Source organism: Oligella sp. HMSC09E12 (genome assembly GCF_001808505.1).
GTDB lineage: Bacteria > Pseudomonadota > Gammaproteobacteria > Burkholderiales > Burkholderiaceae_B > Oligella > Oligella urethralis.
In genome coordinates, this window is record NZ_KV793615.1 from 41,653 (window position 1) to 65,030 (window position 23,378).

Sequence of the window (23,378 nt, forward strand, 5' to 3'; positions counted from 1 at the left end):
TGCTCCTGATGAAGTGAGTGAGTCTAGGACTGTACTAAACAGTCGCGATTGATTTCTGATATCTGACGATTAGAGGTTAGGGTCATGGCGACACGCATTTCTTTTTCTAAGAGATTCAGTAAATTACTGACGCCTTGTCCACCGGCAGCGGCTAAGGCATAAATATAGGCACGCCCGATCATGGTTGCATCGGCCCCTAAGGCGAGCATGCGTACGATATCTAAACCGTTACGAATGCCTGAGTCGACGAGGATTTTTAACTCGCCTTTGACAGCATCGGCAATGCTCGGTAGGGCTTTGGTGGTGGACAGCACACCGTCTAATTGGCGACCGCCGTGGTTAGACACGACGATACCATCTGCCCCAAAGCGCACCGCATCCTTGGCATCATCAGCATCAAGAATGCCTTTAATCACCATGGGACCGTCCCAGAATTCACGAATCCACTCTAAGTCTTGCCATGAGATCGAGGGGTCGAAGTTTGCTCCCAACCAACCCATATAGTCTTCTAGGGCCACGGGCTGACCACGATAACGGGAGATATTACCCAAGTCATGAGGGCGGCCGTGTAAGCCGACATCCCACGACCAGAGAGGATGTAATGCGGCTTGTAAATAGCGACGCCATTCGGCATAGGGGCCACTCATACCCGAATGGGCATCACGATAACGGGCACCTGGCACTGGCATATCCACCGTAAACACGAGGGTGGAGCAGCCAGCTGCTTTGGCGCGCTCAAGCACATTTTTCATAAAACCACGGTCTTTTAGCACATAAAGCTGGAACCACATCGGTCGTGAGAGCGCCGGCGCCACTTCTTCAATGGGGCACACGGACACGGTTGACATGGTAAAGGGGATGCCATAGTCGGCTGCGGCTTTGGCTGCTTGTAGCTCACCGCGGCGAGCATACATACCCGTCAGGCCCACTGGCGACAGAATTAAGGGGATACGGAGCTTTTCTCCGAAGAGCTCCATGCTTGTGTCCAGGGCTGACATATCGCGGAGCACACGCTGTTTTAATGCGACCTTCGCCAGATCGTTGACATTATCGTCAAGGGTGCGCTCGGCATAAGCGCCGCCATCAATGTAATGAAATAAAAAGGGCGGTAAGCGTCGCTTAGCTGCCTTACGGTAATCGGTAGATGAAGCAATAATCATGGCTCTGATAGTAAGGAATGTTGAGGGATTGTTTTATTATAAACTAATAAGTGGTAGGACCACTTTATATAAAACATAAGAATACATGAGATTTTAAGCAAAATAATTCAGGGTTTCTCCTTATATACGGATATTTGGTACTACCAGTATGATCGAACACATTCAAAAATAGTCAAATTGTATTCCCTAGAGGAGTGTGGAGATGCTTTATACCTTATTAGCCTTAGCGCCCATTGCTGTCGTTTTTTTACTGATGGTGGTGTTAAGGTATCCTGCCAAATTGTCAATGGGCGTGGCCTATGTGGTCACCGCTGCATTGGCCTTCTTTGTTTGGCACACGGAGGCGGCGGTGATTGCTGCGGCCACGGTGAACGGTGTGGTTACGGCGTTGACCGTGTTGTTTATTGTGTTCGGCGCCATTTTATTGTTGAATACCTTAAAAGTCAGTGGTGCCTTAGTGGCCATTCGCCAAGGTTTTATGGGGATTTCTCCAGACCGCCGGGTGCAAGTGATTATCGTGGCTTGGTTATTTGGCTCGTTGATTGAGGGTTCTTCCGGTTGGGGGACGCCGTCAGCGGTGGTTGCGCCCTTGCTGTTGGCGCTAGGTTTTCCAGCGATGGCCGCTGTGATGTCAGTCTTAGTGATTCAATCCACACCGGTGTCGTATGGTGCGGTTGGTACGCCCATGTTGGTTGGTGTGCTGTCAGGGATTGATAATAAGGCGGATGTGGCTGCCATCATTGCACCGATGCAGCCACTGGAGTATTTGCAGCATATTGTGCAAAATGTGGCCTTAATCCATGGTTTGATTGGGGTGGCTATTCCGCTGATTTTATGTGGTTTATTAACGCGTTTCTTTGGTGCTAAGCGCTCTTTTGTGGAAGGGCTGAAGGCGTGGAAGTTTGCGCTCTTTGCAGGGGTGGTCTTTACGGTGCCGTATTATTTTATTGCGGCGTTGTTTGGGCCGGAGTTTCCCTCTTTGCTAGCTGCGCTTATTGGTTTGATGATTGCCGTGCCAGTCGCTAAAAAGGGTTGGTTGCTCCCTAAAGAGAATTTTGATTTTCCACCACGTGAGCAATGGGAAAGTGCATGGTTAGGTAGTTTATCTTTGGATCAACAGCAAAGTGGCAGTAGTTTCTCTGTTTGGCGTGCGTTTTCACCCTATGTGATTGTGGTTGGCTTGCTCGTGTTGACGCGTACCGTGCCGAGTATTAAAGCTTTCTTGGTATCGCCAGAGTTAACGATCAGATTCAGTAATCTGTTTGGTACCTCTATCAGCACTTCAGCGCAGTTCTTATATTCACCAGGTTCGGTGTTACTGCTCGCCTCCTTAGCGTGTATTGTGATTTTCGGTGTGAGTGTGCGTCAGTATGCGCATGGTGTCAAAGAGTCAATGATGACCATGGTTAGTGCAGCACCCGCCTTATTATTAGCGGTGCCAATGGTGCAGGTATTTATTAATTCGGTTTCAGCCGATGGCTCAATTAGCAGCATGCCTTTGATTTTGGCGCACAGTGCCGCCGCCATCGCAGGTGATGCATGGCCGTATTTTTCACCGTGGATCGGTGCCTTGGGTGCCTTTGCAGCGGGCTCAAATACCATTAGTAATATGATGTTTGCTTACTTCCAGTTTTCTACTGCACAAGAGATTGGTTTAACGCTTGATCAGTCGGCGATTGTGGTGGCTCAACAGGCAGTGGGTGGTGCCGCCGGTAATATGGTGTGTGTGCATAATGTCGTGGCGGCGAGTGCCGTGGTCGGTATGCTTAACCGTGAGGGTGAGATTATCCGTAAAACCCTGGTGCCTTTATTCTATTATGTGGTTCAGGCCGGTCTAATCGGACAATGGTTGATTAGTGCCAATTGGGTTTGGGGCGTAGTCGCACTGTTGTGGTTGGGCGCATTTTTACTCAGTCTGTCACTGCATAAAGGCAAAGCGGTGGTGGCGCTGCCAGCTAAGGCGTAGCCTAATTAGGCAGTGTGGTACTCAAAGGGGCGTTAGCCCCTTTTTTGTGTCCGTTATTTTTATTCTTGCTTGCTGATTGGTTAAAGATTAGGGTTTACCCTCTAATAAAAGATATAAACATATAGATGATTAGATGATAAGATGTTCATGTTCTTAGAGGAGTCATCATGACCTTAATTATTATTCTTGCCATTATCCTTGCGATAGCAATTGGTTATATCACCAAAATTAATATTGGTTTATTTGCTATTGTTTTTGCCTATTTAATTGGTTGCTACGGTTTGGATTTAACTGCCTCACAAGTAGTCAGTTTTTGGCCGATCAAAATCTTTTTTATTATTTTTGCTGTAACTCTGTTCTACAACGTCGCGATGGTTAACGGTACGTTGGAAAAATTAGCGAATCATTTACTTTATGCTTGCAGGAATTTTCCACTGTTATTGCCACTGGCTATTTTCGCCTCAGCCACGATTATCGCTGCATTGGGTGCTGGTTTTTATACGGTATTGGCATTTATGGCGCCTATGACTTTATTGCTTTGCCAGAAAACCGGGATGAGTAAAATCATTGGTGGTATGGCGGTTAATTACGGAGCATTGGCTGGTGCTAACTTTATGACATCGCAAAGTGGGGTGATTTTCCGTGGGATCATGGAAGGTGTAGGGATCAGTCCTGCACAAGCCTTTAGCAATTCTACGGCTATTTTTATTGCTACTTTAATTATTCCTATTGTTGTTATCACTAGTTATTTGATTTTTAATCATAAAAAATTAAGTATTAATATTGCAGTGGAAAGGCCTGCGCCTTTTGAAACCAAACAAAAACAGTCATTAATGCTAGTGATTACTTTGATGGCATTGGTGCTAGTAATTCCGATTTTGAATCTTATTTTTCCGCAAAATCACAGTATCAGTTTTTTAAATTCCAAGGTGGATATCGGTTTTATGGCCATAATTTTTGCTGTGATTAGCTTATTAATGAAATTAGCTGATGAGAAGAAGGTCATTGCGATGGTACCGTGGGGCACGCTTATCATGATTTGTGGTGTAGGGATGTTGATTGAGGTGGCCATAAAGGCTGGTGTTATTAACATTCTTTCTGATTGGGTTTCAACCACGATCCCTTATTGGATTATTCCTTTGACTATGTGCCTCATTGGTGCTGTGATGTCTTTATTTGCCAGTACCTTAGGTGTTGTAACACCGGCTTTATTCCCTATAGTGCCGGCTATCGCAGCAGCTACTGGTCATAATCCTATCGTGTTATTTGTTTGTATCGTGGTAGGAGCACAAGCCTCGGCGATTTCTCCTTTTTCTTCAGGAGGTAGTTTGATTTTAGGCTCGACTCCACAGGGGGTAAATCAGTCCGAATTATTTAATGATTTACTGTTCCGTGCCGTGCCAATCGGTCTTATTGCAGCTTTAATGGCAGCTTTGATTGCTCAGGGAGTACTCTAAATGAAACAAGTTGATACGCATGCGCATATATTTGATGCTAATGTCCCGGTAGTTGAAGGGGCGCGTTATAGTCCCGCTAAAAGTGCTTCGGTAGAAAGCTATATAGATAATTTAGATCAATATGGTTTTGACTATGGTGTTTTAATTCAGCCGAGTTTTTTAGGTTACGATAACAGCCAAATGTTGGCGGCGATTGCTGCCTATCCTGATCGTCTCAAGGGCATTGCTGTGGTGCCAGTAGATAGTGAGTTGGCTTATTTGCAGTCTCTTAAGGAGCAAGGTATTGAAGGGGTACGGTTGAATTTATTTGCTAAAGAAATTCCTGACCTAACAGAGCCACAATGGCAAGTGTTTTTAGAGCATTTAAACTCGCTAAACTGGCAATTGGAATTGCATTGTCCGCCTTCTTATTTATCGACTATGATGCCGGTCTTAAAGAATTTTTCAGGGCCTATTGTATTGGATCATTTTGCTCGTGTAGATCCGGATAAAGGGGTAGAGGACCCGCATTATCAGACGATGTTAGATCACTTAGATCCGCAGCGTTATTGGGTAAAAGTATCTGCGTTTTATCGCTTAGGAGTGGGTGAGCGGGGTGCGGAAAATGCAAATAAAGCCTTGCACTTACTACTGGATTGCGGCATGGAGGATCGATTGGTTTGGGGTAGTGATTGGCCTCACACACAGCATGAAGAGCTAAGCTATAATTTAAACTATGAGTTTTTGCATACATTACTTCAAAATCCTATATTAAGACAAAAGGTTTTGAGTCAAAATGCGCTTTCCCTGTTTAAACTAGACGCTTAATTTATTTACCGCATGGCGCTTCATTTACCCATCTCAACAGCTACATTGCCGCAACTAAATTTGCCGCTCTACGAACGTATTCGTATCGATATACAAGCTCGTTTAGTAGAGCAGGGGTGGGATCCTGACCTACCCATCCCAACTGAACAGATGTTAGCTCAAGAGTATCAAGTGTCTATAGGTACGATTCGAAAAGCAATCGATCGATTAGTTCAAGAGGGTATGCTATACAAGGCGCAAGGGCGAGGCACATTTATTAAGCAGCCAGATTTCAAGAATTCTTTATTACGTTTTTTTCGATTTCGTAATCATGAGGGTAAACAAGCTGTGCCAACTGGCATGGTGAAATCTATACGTAAAGTGCCTCCTACACCTGCAATCAATAAGCACTTGCAGATTGACGAGGGAACGGCGTTAATTGAGTTGCAACGTTTGCGTATCGTAGAAAATAAAGTGGTTTTAAGCGAGCAAATTTGGTTGCCAGAGCGTTTGTTTAGCGATTTGTTGCGCTTTGAACCATTAGAATTCGGGAATTTACTTTACCCTTTTTATTACCAGCATTGTGGGCAGTTCATCTCAACAGCTAAAGAAACCTTATCTTTTACTTCCGAGGTAGAAGATAGTGACTTAAATGCCCGTAAAGGTGACATGCTGATTAAAATTGAGCGCTTGGCATATAACCTTGAAAATCGTCCAGTAGAATATCGTATTTCATTAGGTCGACCGGAAAATTTTAAGTATGAAGTAAAGATTTCTTAGTCTTTAGTTCGCACAAAGATAGGGCTTTGGATGCGCCAGCTCACTAGACTTAGCCTATAATATGCCCCTACCTTTGCCGCTTTATTATCACTACGCCCTGCGATGGGAGCGCTCATGACAAATAATTTTACTCGTGTTGCTGACAAAATAAAGGATCAAATTAAGCAGTTGATCCAAGCACGTCAATTGGCGGTTGGTGAACGCTTGCCATCAGAGCGCGATCTGGCTGAGTTGTTTGAGGTTTCACGTTCGGCTGTGCGCGAGGCGATTCGGGCCTTAAATAGTCAGGGCTTAGTGGTGACTAGACCCGGGGGTGGTACCTTTGTGCAGACCGATATTATGACCTGGCCCTCACAGAGTTTTGCTACGCTCACCACACTCTTAAGCGATGATCCGCATTATCGTTATGATGTACTTGAGGCGAGGCATGCCTTGGAAATCAGTACGGCTTGGTATGCGGCGCAACGCGCAACCCCTGAGGATAAGCGCAAAATTCAAACATGCCTTGATATTATGTTAAAGCACCAGCAACGCGGTGAAATGGAGGAGGCGGCGCAGGCGGATGCGCGCTTTCATTTAGCGATTGCTGAGGCATCGCATAATTTGGTGCTGCTACAGATTATGCGCGGTCTATTTGATTTAGTCTTTTCAACCGTTAAAGAAAATCGTCGTTTAATGTTCACCATGGATGATGTTAAAAATCATCGCCATTTAACTGAACAGCATGAGGCCGTGATGCAAGCCATTGTTAACCATGATCCTGAGCGCGCTAAAACGGTGATGGGTGAGCATCTAGACTTTGTGAGTCACTCCATTCGTAGTAGTGAGGAAGATGCGGCACGGATTCAGCGGATGCATCGTCTATCCAAGGTGGACAGTCTTTTTTAGCGAATACGCGGTGGTCTGAAGACCGTCTTATCTTCATAAAAACCTGCTGCTTGTTGCTGCGGGTGCCAACCCGGGATGCCGAAAATTGGTACCGGGATATAGGGTTTGGTGGCTAGCTTGTCAGCACTCAGAAAAGCGCTCAGCCAGCGATCGACGACGTTTAAATCTAATGTCCCCATTGGCGGTGGGATGCGAATGACATGGGCGCAAATGCCTTTGTAGGGCTTGAGTAGCTTTTCCATCAAAGCATGCCCGAAAATCACCGCCTGACTGTGCTGCCACTCCTCTCTCAGCGCCACAAAAGCGCGCTGCCATTGCTTTTGCGCTAAGGCCTCCCATAAGCTATCAGAACAGGCTAATAACAGACCGTTTTCATCAATAATAGTTATCGCATCACGTACGGCACCGCGTTGTTGATAGACCCCATCCTGGCGTATTTGTGCGGCTTGCACACGATTAAGCTGGCTTTTTGAATGAGTAAATAAAAACCAACATAAGGCATTAAAGTAGTCGTGTGGTCCGTCCCGTGTGGGTATGCCATCGGTGTCATAAATAAAGCTTTCATAGGCAACGCCCACAGGTAAGGCAGCTTGAGGCACAAAGTGTTTAGTAAAGTCGCTGGCCTTAAGATGGTTGAGCAGCTCACTTACTGAGTGGAACTTAGCCATTTCGAGTAAAGTGGTCTCAATGAATGCACGCCAATGATCATAATAAGGGGGCGATAAATCTAAGTCACGAAGTTCGGGCAACAGCATGGCAGTAACAGAAGATGAAATGATGCGCCTTGCTATTGTAATATAGACTAAGAAGCAATGCTTTTTTGGAGAGTTCAGAGGGTATGGAAGCTGAGAAAGTGCGTATTGATAAGTGGCTATGGGCAGCCCGTTTTTTTAAGACCCGTTCCATCGCGGTGGATAATATTAATAAGGATCGCGTGCAAATTAATGGGCAAAATATTAAACCAGCGCGTGAAGTTAAAATCGGCGATACGGTGTTGATTAAAATGCCACGCGAGTATAAAACAGTGGTGGTTAAGGGCTTAAGTCAGGTGCGTGGTCCGGCACCTGTCGCACAGCAATTGTATGAAGAAACAGCTGCGAGTATTGCCGAGCGTGAGCGTCGCGCCGAGCAACGCCGCTTTGCACCCGAACCGGCGCAACAGTTGCGTGGTGGCCGACCGACTAAGCGCCAACGGCGGGATATAGAGCGCTTTACCAAGTTGGGTGGTGATTGGTAAGTTTTTATAATATAACAAGCTTAGTCTTTTATATGACTAAATTTTTATTCATTATTTATTATGATATGCCCGTATTATCATCATGCACATGATGAGATAACTCGTTAAAACGGACAGAATTTTTTAGGGGAGATAGATGACTTTACTAAGCTATGTACATGGTGCAGTCGATACGCCTTTATTGGGTCAGACCATTGGTCAAAACTTCGATGAGGCAAGCACGAAGTATGCTGATCAGTTGGCACTGGTATCGCGCCAGCAAGGCATTCGTTACACCTACCAGGAGTTACGCGATCAGGTGGACCGTGTGGCCTGCAGCTTACGTCGTTTGGGTTTTCGTCGAGGTGACCGCTTAGCTTTGTGGGCGACTAACTCAGCCGAGTGGACTGTGATTCAATACGCCACGGCAAAGGCAGGAATTATTCTGGTTACCTTGAACCCTTCTTATCGTCGTAAGGAGTTGGAGTACTCGCTTAATAAGGTCTCATGTGCTGGTCTAGTGTTGATTTCCTCGTTTAAAGACAGTGATTATGAGTCCATGGTCTACGATGTGGTACCTGAGCTTAAGGACGCTCCACTGGGCGAATTGCGCTCGGCTAATGTGCCTAGCTTGCGTTATGTGATTAAGCTGGAGGATGATCCGAGTACTGGTATCCTCAACTATAAGGATCTGTTGGTGGAGCCGACTGCGGCCGAGTTAGAGGCCTTGCAGGAGGTTGGTCAAGAGCTGCAGTTTGATGATCCGATTAATATTCAATTTACTTCTGGTACGACTGGCTCACCAAAGGGTACGACCTTAACGCACCATAATATTTTAAATAACGGTTATTTTATTGGTGAAAAAATCAAATTAAGTCCAGCTGATAGAGTTTCTATTGCGGTGCCGTTATTTCATTGCTTTGGTATGGTGATTGGTAATCTAGCGTGTGTCACCCATGGTGCGGCGATGGTTTATCATGGTCCCGTGTTTAATCCTACGGATAACCTAAAGGTTATCGAAGAGGAAAAATGTACCGCCGCCTATGGTGTACCGACCATGTTTATTGCCATGTTGGAGCATCCAGAGTTTAAGTCCTTTGATCTTAGTTCCTTACGTACTGGGGTGATGGCAGGTTCGGTATGCCCGATGGAGGTGATGCGTCGTGTGGTCGACGAGATGAATATGCGTGAAGTGACCATTTGTTATGGCATGACTGAGACCTCACCCGTGAGTATGCAGTCGGATGTGGATGATCCATTAGATAAGCGCGTCAGTACCGTGGGTCGCATTCACCCGCATGTGGAAGTGAAAATTATTGATGAATTAGGTCGGATTGTGCCGCGTGGTGTCTCGGGTGAGCTGTGTACGCGTGGTTATTCTGTGATGCAGGGTTATTGGGGTGAGCCTGAGCTAACGGCTGAAGTGATTGATAAGGCACGTTGGATGCACACGGGTGACTTAGCCGTGATGGACGAAGACGGTTATTGCAATATCGTGGGTCGAATTAAGGACCTCGTGATTCGCGGTGGTGAAAACTTATTCCCACGTGAAATTGAGGAGTTTTTATACACCCATCCGGCGATTCAAGATGTGCAGGTGGTAGGTGTGCCTGATGAGGTCTATGGTGAGGAGCTATGTGCTTGGATTATGCTCAAAGAAAACGCCAGCCTGAGCGAGGAAGAGGTGAAGGAGTTTTGTGCCGGACAAATTTCTCGTCAGAAAATCCCACGCTACATTCGCTTCGCGGAAGAGTTTCCGATGACGGCCAGCGGTAAGATTCAGAAATTCAAAATTCGTGAAATCATGATCGAGGAACTGGAAGCGGCAAAGGCGCAAGCTGACGCTTAGTGCGAGTGTATGCGTATTAAGCTCTGGCTAGGGACAGAGTCCGAGGGAGCGCTGTAGGGCGCTCTTTTTTTAGGCCGAGCCTTGACGTGCCTCATAATCAATAATTAATTCCCCAAAATGACCGCGTTCTGGGTTGCGCTGACCTAAAAAGCTCTCTAAGCCCAAACGACCACCTTGACCTAGGCGTAGCCCTTGAATCTCATCTTTATCCAATAATAAACGTGCATCCCACGCTAGCTCAATGCCAATGTATTGACGTACCCAACTGACTAGCTCCTTGGATTGTTGTGCTTGAGGAAAAAAACGACGGTATTGCGCCAAGGACAAGGGGCCCAGTTCTAAACGAAATTTATGCTGTGCATCTTTGACTTTACTGCCTAAAATCGTATCCTTACCAAGGGCGACTGGGTTTTGGCCTAGTTGAATTTGGTGTTCGGGATGAAGTTCAATCCATTGTGGAATAAACTCTTTAAGCGCTACCTCTATGCCAAAAAAGCGCTTAAGTATGGAGACTAGGCCCTCGGGATTGCGGCTTTGGCGCGCTAAATGACCAGCAAAATAAAATTTCACATGATCATAAATGGCATCGCGCTCCAACAGGGAGTCCATGCCCATGCTGATTAAACTAGCAACATGGCGACTAAAGGCGGAGTTTTTGCGGTCCAAGCTAACAGTGGTTTGTGAGTCGGCCCAGGCCCGGTAAAACAAGGTGATTAAGCGATGATGAAAAATATCCGCAAAGGCTGACAGCGTATGATCTTTATGATGATGGATACGCTCATGTACATATTCAGTAATATGTAAAGGCAGCGGACCGTTGGGACCGAAGAGACCAAAGCCTAAAATCGAGATGGTGCTAGGACGACCGGGTTTGCGCTCCACCTTGGTGAGGTTAGAGGGCGCAAACGACATGGACGGCTCTTGGCGCAGCCTAACCGGTTCATGCTTAGGCAGGCTGTTGCGGCCGATAGGTTTTAATAAATCACTACGTGCGTCAATAAAACGCAGTACTTGATAAAAACTATGGGCGTAGGGATCGGCTTCGAGTGTGTGCCAATAGTCATTTAGCGCAACGAGATCCTTGGGGGTGGTGACAGTACGATTTTTGCTCATATGCAACAACACAGTGAAGCGTGCAGTTTAGCGAATAATTATTGCAATTTGATGAATCTAAGAACTGTCATCAAAGTGCAAGATTGGGGCTTTAAAATCAGCTTCATTATTGTGCTTTTGTATCAAGTTTGTTAAGAGTTTAAGATGTCAGAAATTAATCGTGCTGATCTGTTTGCCAAATTAAATCCTACCCTCTATCGAGCGCTTGAGGGGGCAACTGCTTTTTGTAAATTACGTGGCAATCCCTATGTGGAATTAGTGCATTGGTTGCACCAATTAATGCATGAGCATGATACTGATATACAAAAAATCTTACGTTATTTTGAAATCCGCCCTGAGGATGTAGAGCAGGGGATTATCGTTGCGCTTGAGGAGCTGCCACAGGGTGCTAGCTCAATATCCGATTTGTCCGAACATATTGATAACGCCACTGAGCGGGCATGGGTCTACGGCTCCTTAAAATATGGCGATGCACGGATTCGCAGTGCTTATTTAATGCTCGGTATTTTAAAAAGTAATTCCTCACGCAATGTACTGTATGGGATTAGTCCCGCCTTTAAAAAAATTATCCCCGATGTGTTGGCGGATAAGTTAAATCAAATTGTTAAAGGCTCTGCCGAGGATCATCAAACGGCGGCTTTGCGAACAGACGAAATCGGTACTGCTGCAGCCAGTACGGGCGGGGGCGGGCAGCCATCAGCGTTGGCGCAATATGCGGTCGATATGACCGAGCGTGCACGCAACAATGAAATTGACCCCGTTTCCGGACGTGATGAAGAAATCCGTCAAATGGTGGATATTCTGATGCGCCGTCGTCAAAATAACCCCTTATTAACGGGTGAAGCGGGGGTGGGTAAAACGGCTGTGGTCGAGGGCTTTGCCTTACGTTTGGCCAAGGGCGATGTGCCTGAATCATTACGTGATATGTCGCTGTATCTCTTAGATATTGGTTTACTGCAAGCAGGCGCCAGCATGAAAGGTGAGTTTGAGTCCCGTTTGCGTGCCGTGATTGATGAGGTGCAAGCCAGTGAAAAGCCCATTGTCTTATTTATTGATGAGATTCATACCTTGATCGGTGCGGGTGGTGCTGCCGGTACTGGTGATGCCGCCAATCTACTGAAGCCTGCCTTGGCGCGGGGTGAGTTGCGCACCATTGGTGCCACCACCTGGGCGGAGTACAAAAAATACATTGAAAAGGATCCTGCCTTAACGCGCCGTTTCCAAACCATCCAAGTGCATGAGCCAGATGAGAAAAAAGCACTGATTATGTTGCGTGGCTTAGTCGATAAATTAGAAGCACATCACCAAGTGCTGCTGTTGGATGAAGCGGTAGAAGCAGCGGTTAAGCTATCGCATCGTTATATTCCAGCACGTCAGCTACCGGATAAAGCCGTTGCTTTACTAGATACGGCATGTGCGCGGGTTGCGGTGAGCCAATATGCACAGCCTGCTGCTTTGGAGGATTTGAATCGCAAGATTGAGCATTTGACGGTAGAAAAAGGCATTGCTGAACGAGAATTAGCCTTGGGCCTGGGTGAGGCAGCACGCATTGAAGCAATTGAGCAGGAGCTTAAGGAGGCCGAGACCCAACAGCTTGCTTTACAGGCGGCATGGGAGGCTGAGCAGCGCTTGGCATCGGAGCTGTTTGAGCTACGTCGTAGCCTACGAGAGGCGTCGGAGTTAAGTGAGGAAGCGCGTGCGGAGATGTTGCAGCGGGTGCAGCAATTGCAAGAGGAGTTATTAAGTCAGCAGGGTGAGCAGCCATTGATTTTCCCGGCAGTCGATGGTGCTGTCGTAGCCGCAGTGGTGGCTGATTGGACAGGCATCCCGGTCGGTCGCATGGTCAAAGATCAAGCGAACTCGATTTTGCATTTAGCCACGACCTTGGAGCAACGTGTGATTGGCCAATCACATGCCCTAACAGCGATTGCCGAACGTATTCAAACCTCGCGTGCTAAATTAACTGATCCGAACAAGCCGGTCGCTGTCTTTATGCTTTGTGGCCCTAGCGGTGTAGGTAAAACGGAAACCGCCTTAGCGCTGGCAGAAACGCTGTATGGTGGTGAGCAGAATTTAATCACGATTAATATGAGCGAGTTTCAAGAAGCGCACACTGTTTCTACCTTAAAAGGCGCCCCTCCGGGCTATGTGGGTTACGGTGAGGGTGGTGTTCTAACGGAGGCGGTACGTCGTCGTCCGTATAGTGTGGTGCTCTTAGATGAAGTGGAAAAAGCGCATGCAGATGTGCATGAAATGTTCTTCCAAGTCTTTGATAAAGGCTGGATGGAAGATGGCGAGGGGCGCTACATCGACTTTAAAAACACGGTGATTATCTTAACCTCCAATGTGGGCACAGAGCGCATTATGGAGGTGTGTAAAGACCCTGAATTGATGCCGGATGCCGAAGGACTGGCAGCCGTCTTGCGTGAGCCCTTACTGAACGTCTTTCCGGCCGCCTTGTTGGGGCGTTTGGCAGTGGTGCCCTACTTCCCACTATCTGATGATATGCTGGCTAAAATTGTGGACTTGCAGTTGGCGCGTGTTCAGAAGCGCCTGACTGAGCACCATGGGATTGAGTTAGTGGTGGCGCCGGAAGCAGTGCAGTTAATTGTGGATCGGTGTACCGAAGTGGAGTCAGGCGGTCGTATGGTTGATGCGATTTTAAATAGCTCTGTCTTGCCTAAAGTCAGTCGTCGTATCTTAGAAGCGGCGATGGCGGGTGATGCAATTCAGCGTTTAAGCTTAAGTGCTGAAGATAGTGAGTTTGTCTTTCATTACAGTTGAACTTAAAACAAAAGGCTGTGGTGAGTGGCGTCGAGGCGCAGCTCGGTATACACTGATGGGATACTAATCTTTCAAATTTTTTGTGGAGCAGAATCATGTCCTATGTTGTTGAAGTGGCTGAGCGTGTAGCCGTACCAGTGGTTGGTGAGGAGGCTAAGTACCCCGTACGTCGGGTCTATTGCGTTGGTCGTAATTACGCCAGTCATGCCCGTGAGATGGGTGCCGATCCGGATAAGGAACCACCTTTTTTCTTTAGCAAAGCAAATGATCAGGAGTCCTTTGTGATTGCTAAAGAGGGTATTATCGCCACGATTCAGTATCCGAGCAAAACCTCAAATTTGCATTATGAATTTGAGTTGGTGGTGGCGATTGGCAAGCAAGGCAAACATATCCCCGTGGCGCAGGCAGAAGACTATATTTACGGTTTTGCTGCCGGTTTGGATATGACGCGGCGTGATTTACAAAATGACTTCAAAAAGGGTGGTAAGCCGTGGGAGATGGCCAAAGCCTTTGATCAGGCTGCGGTTATCGGGGAGATTAGTCCTAAAGCCCTTGCTGGCAGTAAAAACGCAGGCAAAATCGAGCTCCAACTTAATGGCGATACCGTACAAGAGGCTGATTTAAATGAGCTTATTTGGAACCTGTCTGAGGTGATTTCACGCCTCTCCGAGTACGTCGAGTTACACCCAGGTGATTTGATTTATACCGGTACCCCAGAGGGTGTGGGTGCGGTCAAGCCGGGTGATGTGATGGTCGGCAGCATAGAGGGCTTAAAAAGCATTCAGGTTAAGGTGCTGTAAACTAGCTGTACACCATTTCTTCTATGATGTGACTCGGGAAATTGCTATTTCCCGAGTCGTTTTTGTTGAGCTAGCTCAAGTAGAATCGTGTCCAAATGATCGAGCGTGGCATGATTGCTTGTTAGCTCTTGCTCATTCGCATGTAGTAGGGTGCTGGGGCGCTGGTCTTGCAAAATATCTTTTTTCTGATGCTCAATGCCGTCGCGGCTGAGGCGCTCTAGCGGGTCCTTACTAAGATTATCGTCTAAGGCAATGCCCTGTAATTCAGCCAGGGGATCATGGCTATTACGGACAGTACCTGAAGTCATATCAAAGGGGTGGATATCATAATTGATGTCGCTTGCTCCTACGGGTACAACACCAGCGCCATCAAATAAGCTATCAAAAATGGAGGCGCTGTTGTCGGCAGCGGATTCAGATGCTAGCTGAGTCGCCGTGCCGAGTTCGGTGAACGGCGGGGGTGATGGCTCGATATCACTCCTTAGTTCAGTAGTTGCCTCAACTAAGGGCTCAAACACGGAATTTTGTTCAGGCACTGGCTGCTGGGGGCTCAGATTAATGATTTCCGCAAGCGGCGCCACTGCGACGGGATTTGGAGCAAGGTGGTGCGTCGCCGTCGGCATCTCGACAGTACCCGGCATCGGCATCACCGTCGGTGCTTTGAGCGGGCGTTGAGTGGCTTGCTGTGCAGGGGGCACTTGTGGCGCCAAGCTATTGCTTTCAGTTACGCTAATATTAAAATAAAAATCACCGCAACTAAACTCACTGTCGCTTTTTAAGACCATAGTCTCACCCACTTTGAGGCTGTGGTTGCCAACTAGAATTGGTGTCAGCGCCAAATTACGAATGCTAATCTGAGCCGCATCATCTATTGTGATCGCCGCTTGAAACAGGCTGATAGAGAGGGAGGGATCCGCTAGGGCAATATGATTTTCCGGGCTTCTGCCGATGGTTAAGCCCGGGCTGACTAGGTCAAAACTTCGCTCAAATGACTTAGATTGATTGTGAACCGTAATTTTCATGGTACCAGTAAATGAGTAGCGTCTGCGTTGCTGCGTCCTGCATTAATTACTTTTAGCATTGGTGTTAGGACGCTGGCGTGGACCGACCCGAATTTCTGAGCGCGGCATCGTGGTCGTTTTTTCTAAAGCGCCGTTCTTTTGTGCTTTAGCCATCGCGGCATCAGCACGTTTCTTTTCAGCGGTATAGACTTTACCCCATTGCGGATGATTGACCTCAGCTGGACTTAGCTCAAAGCTAGGATCCAATTCTAACAACTGTCTAAAGCTGTTGCGGCAGTTGCGTGGCTGACGACTGACGCATTCACTAAAGGCTTTGTATTTTAAAGCCTCCGTACGAAAAGCCTGACCGCCTAGGCTGGTTTCAGGCGCTTGCTTGATGGTTGCAATGACTTTTTTGTAATCGCCCTCGTGGAATTGCGTTTCAATTTGTTCTAACAAAATGGTTTCCGCTGGCGTCATTTTAGGGGCTTCAGGTGCCTTTGAAGTGCCTGCACAAGCGCTTAATAAGACGCTGAGGGCAGCGCCGCTAATCATCAGTGTAAGTCTTTTTTGCATAAACATCATGATCTTGTACTAGAAATGTTCTTGTAATAATTCTTGTTGATAATAGAAAACCAACAAGTGGGATAGCTTAATCGCTTAACCATTCTAAAGTCCGATTGTTACGGTTTTATTTAATAGTCATGAATGTTTTACAAGACAGAGTGCTTGTGAAGAAGGTGCAATGATGCAGATGATGTGTAGAAAAAGTTTGGCTGTGGCGGCCTTGACCAGTACGGTGTTGTTGGCGGGTTGTGCAGCCACAGAGTCTAAGTTGGCGGTGCCGTATGTGGTTGAGTTAAGCGCAGCAAAGAATGTGAATTCCGGTGGTCGTCATCAGCCTTCACCCATTAAAGTCACGGTGTATGAGCTAAAAACAACAAATGCCTTTGAGTTAAGTGACTTTTTTTCCTTACAGAAAGATGCGCGTGCCGCCCTCGGTGATCAGCTGCTCAATGTGAATTCCGTGATTTTGACCCCGGGTAAAACGGAGCGCATTACGGCTCATGGCAATGTCGACGCTAAGGTGTTGGGCATTGTGGCGGCCTATCGTGATCTGGACAACAGTCAATGGCGTATGACGGTTGAACTGCCTGCGGCTAAAAGCACCAATATCTATAAGTTTTGGCAGTTTTCACCAAGTGCCGCTGTGATTAAAGTCGATGTCGAGCGTAATGCCTTGCAAATCAGACCAGCAGAGCAAAAATAAAGACAAAGATAGTAGTTTAAATTTAAATTAAATATGAATAGTTTTGATAAAGTGATTTGGTCTGAAGGCATGTTTTTGCGGCCTCAGCATTTCCAACAACAAGAGCGATATTTAGAGCGTCAATTGGTGGCTCGCTCACAGCAGGCAGATCATTATTTTTGGGGCTTTAGTGAGTTGCAGTTAGATACGGAGGGTTTTGCTCAAGGTCGTGTGGGGCTGACACGGGCTAAAGGCTTTTTTAAAGATGGCACCAGCTTTGTGGTCGATGAGTCCACACCGTCCGTGTCCTTAGCTGTGCCACAGGCGGTTAGTAATGAATTGGTCGGTGTGGCCATTCCTACACGTCAAGCCTCTAGACAGCAGGTTGCCTTTGAAGAAGGTGAGGATTTGCTGGCACGATATGCAGTGACGGAGCAGGAGATTGTGGATACGAGCGATACTACCTTGGGTGCGGTTAATTTGCAGTTGGGGCGTTTACAAATTCGTTTGCTATTAGCCAGTCAAGTGGACGCCAATTATGAGTTTTTGCCGATTGCGCGAATCAAAGGGCGCGATAGTAAAAATGCCTTAGTCATTGATACAGCTTATATTCCACCGACTTTAAATTTTATTGAAGTTAAAAATAATCTGTTGAGTTTTCTGATCACGGCGGTGGATTTATTAAACGAGCAGGTTAAGCGTTTATCCCGTCGCTTATCCGCTTCAGCCATACAAAATGGCAGTAGTTCATTGACCCAAATGATGATGTTAAGTGTGATTAATCGTTATCACGCCTATTTTCATCATTTACTTAGCTCGAATTATCATCACCCCGAAGGCTTTTTTTGCAACTTACAAATGCTATTAAATGAAATGGCGGTGTTTTTAAGTGAGCAGCGCGCCATGGAGCAGTTCGCACACTATGATCATGATGATTTGCAGGCCTCTTTTGCGCCGTTGATGGGGCAGTTAAATGCGGCCTTGAATATTGTCTTGGATGATCCTTATGAGGTCATTGAGTTTGTGGATAAAGGGCATGGTTTACGGGTGGCTCAATTAACGGATCTGAACCTAATTAAGCAAGCGGAATTTATTCTCGGGGTCAAAGCCGATATGCCCATGGATAGTTTACGCAAGCACTTCCCAGCACAAGCAAAATTCGGTCCGGTTGAGCGGATTCGTGATCTGGTGCATTTGCAATTGCCGGGTGTGAATGTACAAAGTGTGGAGCAAATTCCACCGCAATTACCGTATCACTCCGGTTATGTTTATTTTGCATTCCAACAAAGCGGTGATTTATGGCAGCAGTTTGCCAGATCAGGTGTGTTAGCTTTGCATTTGGCGGGCGAGTTTCCAGGGTTAGAAATGGAGTTCTGGGCCGTACGTAATAAAAATAGGTAGGCAAAATGTCTTCTTCAGACTATAGCGATTCTAAAATGGGGCCGTGGGGAGCGGCCGGTGTTTTTCAGTCCGCACAGGCGAATGAGCTACGCCCGGACGATTATGTTATCAGTGGTTCTAACCCTTTAGTGGCTGCCGCCAATCCCTTATTGGTGTTGATTCCTCAGCTTAGAAACTCCAAATCGCATGAGAATTTGGACTTGTTGCGTGAGCGACTGGTCGATGAGATTCGACAGTTTGAGCTAAGAGCGCAGCATGCCGGGGTGCCAAATGAAACCATTCTGGGGGCGCGTTATTGTCTTTGTACAGCGCTGGATGAGGCATGTGCCTTGACCCCATGGGGCGGTCACGGGCAATGGTCAGGCAAGAGCTTATTGGTCACCTTTCATAATGAGACCTGGGGCGGAGAGAAGTTTTTCCAGTTATTGGCTAAGCTGTCACAAAATCCTAGTACCCACATTGATTTATTAGAGTTACTGTATTTCTGCTTAATGCTGGGTTTTGAAGGGCGTTATCGGGTGATGGATAACGGCCGCACGCAGCTAGAAACCTTAAAGCAACGCCTGCTCTTAACCCTCAAAAATGTACGCGGGCAGTATCCACATGCCTTATCACCCCATTGGCAAGCTGAGGCTATCTTAAATCAGGTCAAACGCTTACCCATCCCGCTTTGGGTGGTGGCCCTGGCGGGGGTGTTTTTTGGCATCTTGGCGTATCTCGGCTTTTCTTGGTTATTGGGTAGCTCATCCGATAAGTTATTTTCTCAGATTGTCCGTGTGCAGCCACCACGTATGCAAATACAGGCGCCAGTAGAGCGACGTACGGTACCGGTACCCGATCGTTTAGCTACCTTTTTAGCTCCTGAAATTCGTGAGAATTTATTGACCGTGCGTGATGAAGCGGATCGAAGTGTGGTGGTGCTCCGAGGTGATGGCTTGTTTGAGTCCGGCTCAGTGCAGGTAAGACAACAGTTCTTACCGGTGTTAAGCCGCGTGGCGGATGCCTTAAATGGCACGGTCGGTGCGATTTTGGTTACGGGTTATAGCGATAATGTGCCGATTAGAACGCTGCAGTTTCCATCGAACTGGGAGCTATCGCAAGCGCGTGCGGATTCGGTCAAGGCTTTATTAGAATCCCGTTTGCGTGAGCCGAATCGAGTGCGCGCCGAGGGTCGGGGTGAGGCAGAGCCGGTGGCGCCGAATGACTCGCCTGAAAACCGTGCTAAAAATCGTCGAGTTGAAATTACCTTATTAGTCTCACCCGTGAGTGAACAAAGTCAGTTAAGAGAGCCGCAGCGATGAGTTGGTTACTTGATTTACCCAGTCGAATATTAAGTTTTATTTTTAGCCGCGGCTTATGGACTTTTGTGGGTTTATTTATCTTGGCGTGGCTGATCTGGTATATTGGTCCATCGATTGCGGTGGGGCAATGGTATCCCTTAGAGGATAGGCAAGTACGCATTTATTTGATTGCGGCAATTTTCGGGATTTGGTTACTCAGACTGATCTGGCGTAAATGGCGTGAAGGGCGCTTAAATGCACAGCTGTTAGGCAAAATTCGTCAACCTAGAAATGACGCTGCGATCAAAGATTTACCGGCAGCAGAGCAGGAAGAGATTAAGATTCTTGCCGAGCGATTTAATGAGGCCGTCACCTTATTAAAGCATGCACGCTTTGAACAGGGTACTGAGCGCTCGCCCTTGGCGCGTTTTTCTAAGCAATATCTGTATCAATTGCCTTGGTATGTGTTTATCGGTGCACCCGGTTCGGGTAAAACCACAGCCTTAATTAATTCAGGATTAAACTTTCCCTTGGCCGAAAAGTTCGGTAAGGTGGCGCTCAAAGGGGTTGGCGGTACGCGTAACTGTGACTGGTGGTTTACCGATGAAGCGGTGTTATTGGATACGGCAGGACGGTATAACACGCATGAAAGTGATCCGACAGGCGATGAAAAAGAGTGGAAGGGCTTTCTTAATCTACTGACCAAGTACCGTGGCCGTCAACCGATTAACGGCGTGATGTTAACCGTGAGTGTTGCCGATCTGCTCAGTGCTAATGCGACGGATAGAGCACAGCATGCCTTAGTGTTAAAGCAGCGCTTACAAGAATTACGGAATGAATTAGGGATTGAGTTTCCAGTCTATGTGCTGGTCACCAAAGTGGACTTGCTCAACGGCTTCGAGTCTTATTTCAATGACTTGAGTATGGAGGAAATGCAGCAGGTATGGGGCTTTACCATTCCCTATGAGCAGTCGCAAGCTAAAGGCTTTGAGCTGCTACCCGCCTTTGATAAAGAGTATTTGCTGCTGCAGGAGCGCCTGTTTGACTCATTGCCCGATGTGATGATGCGTACGGGCGATGAAAAGCATAGAGCGCTAGCGTATGCCCTACCACAACAGTTTGCTAATTTGCGAATGATCTTAGGCAGCTTTTTAAATGATGTCTTTTCAAATTCCAAATTCGAGCAACGAGTCATTCCGCGCGGGGTGTATTTCACCAGTGGTACCCAAGGTGGCTTAGGTTTTGATAAGGTCACGGCGCAGTTAAAACGCTATATGCGGCTTGACGGTATGCAGCAACAGCAGGGCCTGTCAACGACTGAGGGCGGTAAAAGTTTCTTCCTAAGAAAGCTGCTACAAGAGGTGGTGTTCCAAGAGGCTGGTTTAGCCGGCTTGAATCTTAAGTGGGAGCGCCGTAAGCGCAAGATTCAGTGGACAGCCTACGCTGTGATGGCCTCTGTCTTTGCGGTAGCGCTATTGGTGTGGGGTAATAGTTATTTTAAAAATAAAAGCTATCTGGCACAGGTTGAAGACAAACTACCACCACTACAAAAGCTGTCGGAGGATATTAAGATCACTCAAACTGGGGATGTGCTGACGGTTTTACCTTTTTTAAATAGTACCTTGTTATTGCCGGATGGCGCTGATTTTAAAGTTGATGACAGTCCCTGGGGCTACCATTTTGGCCTTTATCAAGGTAATAAAATCCAGGCAGCTGCCAATAGTGTTTATCAGGATGCGTTGAAAAATGTCTTATTGCCACAAGTGGCAAAACGGGTTGAGGCTTCTTTGCGTCAAGCCAGTCCTGCGGATTTGGAATTATCGTATGAGGCATTGCGGGCGTATTTGATGATGTATGAGCCTGAGCACTACGATGCCTCTTATATGAAGACGTGGATTTTGGCGGATTTGAATGCGGTATTACCCAGCAATTTCACGACCGAGCAGTATCGTTTGCTAGAAAAGCATATTGATAATCTGGTGGGTGGCGGTGTTTTGGTTTCGCCTTTCCCTAAAGATGAGGCGTTGATTGCGGAGGTGCGTGATAACTTAAACCGGGTGTCGATGGCACGCCGTGCCTATAGTCGGATTGAGCGTATTCTCACTGCCGAAGCCAGTACGCCGATGAGTGTGATTAGTTTGGGCGGTTCGCAGGCGGCCTCTGTCTTTAAAAGAGAAAGTGGTAAACCCTTAAATCAGGGGGTGCCGGCCTTTTTCTCTTTTAATGGTTACTGGAATGTCTTTGATAAGCGGGTTGAGCGTGAAACCATTCGTTTGCGAGAGGATGATGTATGGGTCTTAGATGCTGAAGCTAAGAAGCTCGCTGATGGTAGTGATAAGAAATTAGTCGAAGATGTGCGCGTGATCTACTTTAATGAGTATGTTAAGCATTGGGATGCTTTTTTAGCAGATGTGGCCGTGGTAGTGCCTGATAGCTTGGTCGGCGCGATTGAATTGGCACGTACCTTATCTTCTTCCAATTCGCCCTTAACCCGTTTTGTGCAGTCAGTGGCAAATGAAACTACCTTATTACGAAGCGATGATAAGAATGAGCGCTCCATCGTCGATCGTGCCCGTGAACGAGCTACGAGCACCACCTCATCATTGACCAGCATTATTGGTCCGGTCGGTGCCGGTAATTTAGTGCGCACTGATGCGGGGCCAGAGCGTTTAGAAGAGTTGGTGGATCGTCACTTTGTACAATACCGCGAATTGGCGACCAGCGTGGGTCAAAATAGCGCCCCGCCAATTGATTCAACCGTGAGCTTATTAAGTGAGCTATATACCTACTTAACGGCTGCGGATACGGCGCTTAGAACCAAAACACCTTTACCCACAGCGGACGTGATTTCTAAATTACAGGCCGAGTCAGGTCGTTTGCCGCCTGCGGTTGGTTCGATGCTCAATGATTTATCCGTGCAGGCGGCAGCCTCAGTGAATTCGGTGCAGCAAAAAAATGTAGGCGAAGATGTGGATGCGATTTTGGGCAATTTTTGTCGGCAGGCGATTGCAGGACGCTATCCCTTTAGTCAGTCGACACGTGATATTGCACCTAATGACTTTGCCCGTTTCTTTGGCCATGGGCAGATGATGGATGAGTTTTTTCAGAAAAATATCAGTCATTTAGTCGATATGAGTACACGTCCATGGCGCTTTAAACCAGGTGTTGATGGTAGCAAAGGTGATATTGCCCGTTTCTTATCCTCCTTCGAAAAAGCCAGTGTGATTCGGGATGTGTATTTTTCAGCGGGTAATCCTGCGCCCTCCTACAAAGTGTCTATTCGTCCGCTAGATATGGATCCCGGCATTATGCAATTTATTTTGGATGTGGACGGTCAGGTGTTGACTTATGAGCATGGTCCACAAGTTGGGGTGACTATGGATTGGCCAGGCCAACGCGGTAGTAATCAGGTGTCGATGAGTGCCAGTACGCAGCAGGGTAGCTCCGGTTTATCAACCTCTGGCCCGTGGGCCTTAAATCGTCTACTCGATCGTGCGTCCCTCCGTCAAGGGCGCTCTTCCGAGGTAACCATTGCTACTTTTTCCTTAGGGGGTAGAAGTGTCACCTTGGAATTTACGGCCTATTCGGCTAAAAGTCCTTTTCGTTTAAATGAAATGCGTAGCTTTGTCTGTCCGGGGAGAAACTAGG

18 protein-coding genes are annotated in these 23,378 nt (G+C 47.1%); 13 read left to right on the plus strand and 5 right to left on the minus strand.

Translation table 11 applies throughout. From position 1 onward, the window contains the following. Positions 1 to 23: 23 nt before the first annotated feature. Positions 24 to 1,160: an FMN-dependent L-lactate dehydrogenase LldD gene (lldD, locus tag HMPREF3179_RS10325; RefSeq protein WP_036557854.1), complete on the minus strand. Its 1,137-nt coding sequence runs from the start codon at positions 1,158 to 1,160 to the stop codon at positions 24 to 26. A 202-nt stretch (positions 1,161 to 1,362) separates the two neighbouring features. Here lldD and HMPREF3179_RS10330 point away from each other — a divergent pair, with 202 nt between their 5' ends. The 5 genes from HMPREF3179_RS10330 (at position 1,363) to lldR (ending at position 7,037) form a co-directional block, all read left to right on the plus strand. Further along, positions 1,363 to 3,126 carry an L-lactate permease gene (locus HMPREF3179_RS10330; protein ID WP_036557852.1) on the plus strand — a complete coding sequence of 588 codons (1,764 nt, stop codon included), beginning with the start codon at positions 1,363 to 1,365 and terminating at the stop codon, positions 3,124 to 3,126. 167 nt (positions 3,127 to 3,293) lie between these two features. After that, a complete protein-coding gene (locus HMPREF3179_RS10335) occupies positions 3,294 to 4,583 on the plus strand; it encodes an SLC13 family permease (RefSeq protein WP_018025365.1) in 1,290 nt (429 codons plus the stop codon). Further along, positions 4,584 to 5,390 carry an amidohydrolase family protein gene (locus HMPREF3179_RS10340; RefSeq protein WP_070471079.1) on the plus strand — a complete coding sequence of 269 codons (807 nt, stop codon included), beginning with the start codon at positions 4,584 to 4,586 and terminating at the stop codon, positions 5,388 to 5,390. It abuts the gene before it with no gap. 12 nt (positions 5,391 to 5,402) lie between these two features. Next, positions 5,403 to 6,149 carry a GntR family transcriptional regulator gene (locus HMPREF3179_RS10345; RefSeq protein WP_070471081.1) on the plus strand — a complete coding sequence of 249 codons (747 nt, stop codon included), beginning with the start codon at positions 5,403 to 5,405 and terminating at the stop codon, positions 6,147 to 6,149. A 114-nt stretch (positions 6,150 to 6,263) separates the two neighbouring features. Next, positions 6,264 to 7,037, plus strand: coding sequence for a transcriptional regulator LldR (gene lldR / locus HMPREF3179_RS10350; RefSeq protein ID WP_070471082.1), 774 nt, complete (start codon positions 6,264 to 6,266; stop codon positions 7,035 to 7,037). Here the strand turns inward: lldR and HMPREF3179_RS10355 are convergent. Next, positions 7,034 to 7,792 (minus strand): DUF3025 domain-containing protein, encoded by a 759-nt coding sequence (locus HMPREF3179_RS10355; RefSeq protein WP_070471085.1) that lies wholly within the window; start codon positions 7,790 to 7,792, stop codon positions 7,034 to 7,036. The genes lldR and HMPREF3179_RS10355 overlap by 4 nt on opposite strands. Positions 7,793 to 7,875: 83 nt before the next feature. Here HMPREF3179_RS10355 and HMPREF3179_RS10360 point away from each other — a divergent pair, with 83 nt between their 5' ends. Together HMPREF3179_RS10360 and HMPREF3179_RS10365 are read left to right on the plus strand one after the other, a co-directional pair. Further along, entirely contained in the window at positions 7,876 to 8,274 is a 399-nt protein-coding gene (locus HMPREF3179_RS10360; protein WP_070471087.1) for an RNA-binding S4 domain-containing protein, read from the plus strand. A 136-nt stretch (positions 8,275 to 8,410) separates the two neighbouring features. Continuing rightward, positions 8,411 to 10,102, plus strand: coding sequence for an AMP-binding protein (locus HMPREF3179_RS10365; RefSeq protein WP_070471089.1), 1,692 nt, complete (start codon positions 8,411 to 8,413; stop codon positions 10,100 to 10,102). Between the two features lie 69 nt (positions 10,103 to 10,171). Here HMPREF3179_RS10365 and tssG read toward each other — a convergent pair whose 3' ends face one another. Then, positions 10,172 to 11,215, minus strand: coding sequence for a type VI secretion system baseplate subunit TssG (tssG, locus tag HMPREF3179_RS10370; protein ID WP_070471091.1), 1,044 nt, complete (start codon positions 11,213 to 11,215; stop codon positions 10,172 to 10,174). 144 nt (positions 11,216 to 11,359) lie between these two features. Here tssG and tssH point away from each other — a divergent pair, with 144 nt between their 5' ends. Continuing rightward, a complete protein-coding gene (gene tssH / locus HMPREF3179_RS10375) occupies positions 11,360 to 13,999 on the plus strand; it encodes a type VI secretion system ATPase TssH (protein WP_070471093.1) in 2,640 nt (879 codons plus the stop codon). A 95-nt stretch (positions 14,000 to 14,094) separates the two neighbouring features. Continuing rightward, a complete protein-coding gene (locus HMPREF3179_RS10380) occupies positions 14,095 to 14,799 on the plus strand; it encodes a fumarylacetoacetate hydrolase family protein (protein WP_070471094.1) in 705 nt (234 codons plus the stop codon). Positions 14,800 to 14,843: 44 nt separating this feature from the next. Here the strand turns inward: HMPREF3179_RS10380 and HMPREF3179_RS10385 are convergent, their stop codons facing one another. Continuing rightward, positions 14,844 to 15,821, minus strand: coding sequence for an FHA domain-containing protein (locus HMPREF3179_RS10385; protein ID WP_070471096.1), 978 nt, complete (start codon positions 15,819 to 15,821; stop codon positions 14,844 to 14,846). Positions 15,822 to 15,863: 42 nt separating this feature from the next. Beyond that, positions 15,864 to 16,376, minus strand: a complete 513-nt coding sequence (locus tag HMPREF3179_RS10390; RefSeq protein WP_141742747.1) for a TssQ family T6SS-associated lipoprotein — start codon at positions 16,374 to 16,376, stop codon at positions 15,864 to 15,866. A gap of 169 nt (positions 16,377 to 16,545) precedes the next feature. Here HMPREF3179_RS10390 and tssJ point away from each other — a divergent pair, with 169 nt between their 5' ends. From tssJ to tssM, 4 genes are read left to right on the plus strand one after another with little or no spacing between them, the layout of a single operon-like run. Next, positions 16,546 to 17,070 carry a type VI secretion system lipoprotein TssJ gene (tssJ, locus tag HMPREF3179_RS10395; protein ID WP_371441422.1) on the plus strand — a complete coding sequence of 175 codons (525 nt, stop codon included), beginning with the start codon at positions 16,546 to 16,548 and terminating at the stop codon, positions 17,068 to 17,070. A gap of 33 nt (positions 17,071 to 17,103) precedes the next feature. After that, a complete protein-coding gene (tssK, locus tag HMPREF3179_RS10400; RefSeq protein ID WP_070471100.1) occupies positions 17,104 to 18,450 on the plus strand; it encodes a type VI secretion system baseplate subunit TssK in 1,347 nt (448 codons plus the stop codon). 5 nt (positions 18,451 to 18,455) lie between these two features. Then, positions 18,456 to 19,751: a DotU family type VI secretion system protein gene (locus HMPREF3179_RS10405; protein WP_070471102.1), complete on the plus strand. Its 1,296-nt coding sequence runs from the start codon at positions 18,456 to 18,458 to the stop codon at positions 19,749 to 19,751. Continuing rightward, complete coding sequence (tssM, locus tag HMPREF3179_RS10410; RefSeq protein ID WP_070471104.1) at positions 19,748 to 23,377, plus strand: type VI secretion system membrane subunit TssM; 3,630 nt, start codon at positions 19,748 to 19,750, stop codon at positions 23,375 to 23,377. The genes HMPREF3179_RS10405 and tssM overlap by 4 nt, the downstream gene beginning before the upstream one ends. Position 23,378: the final 1 nt, after the last annotated feature.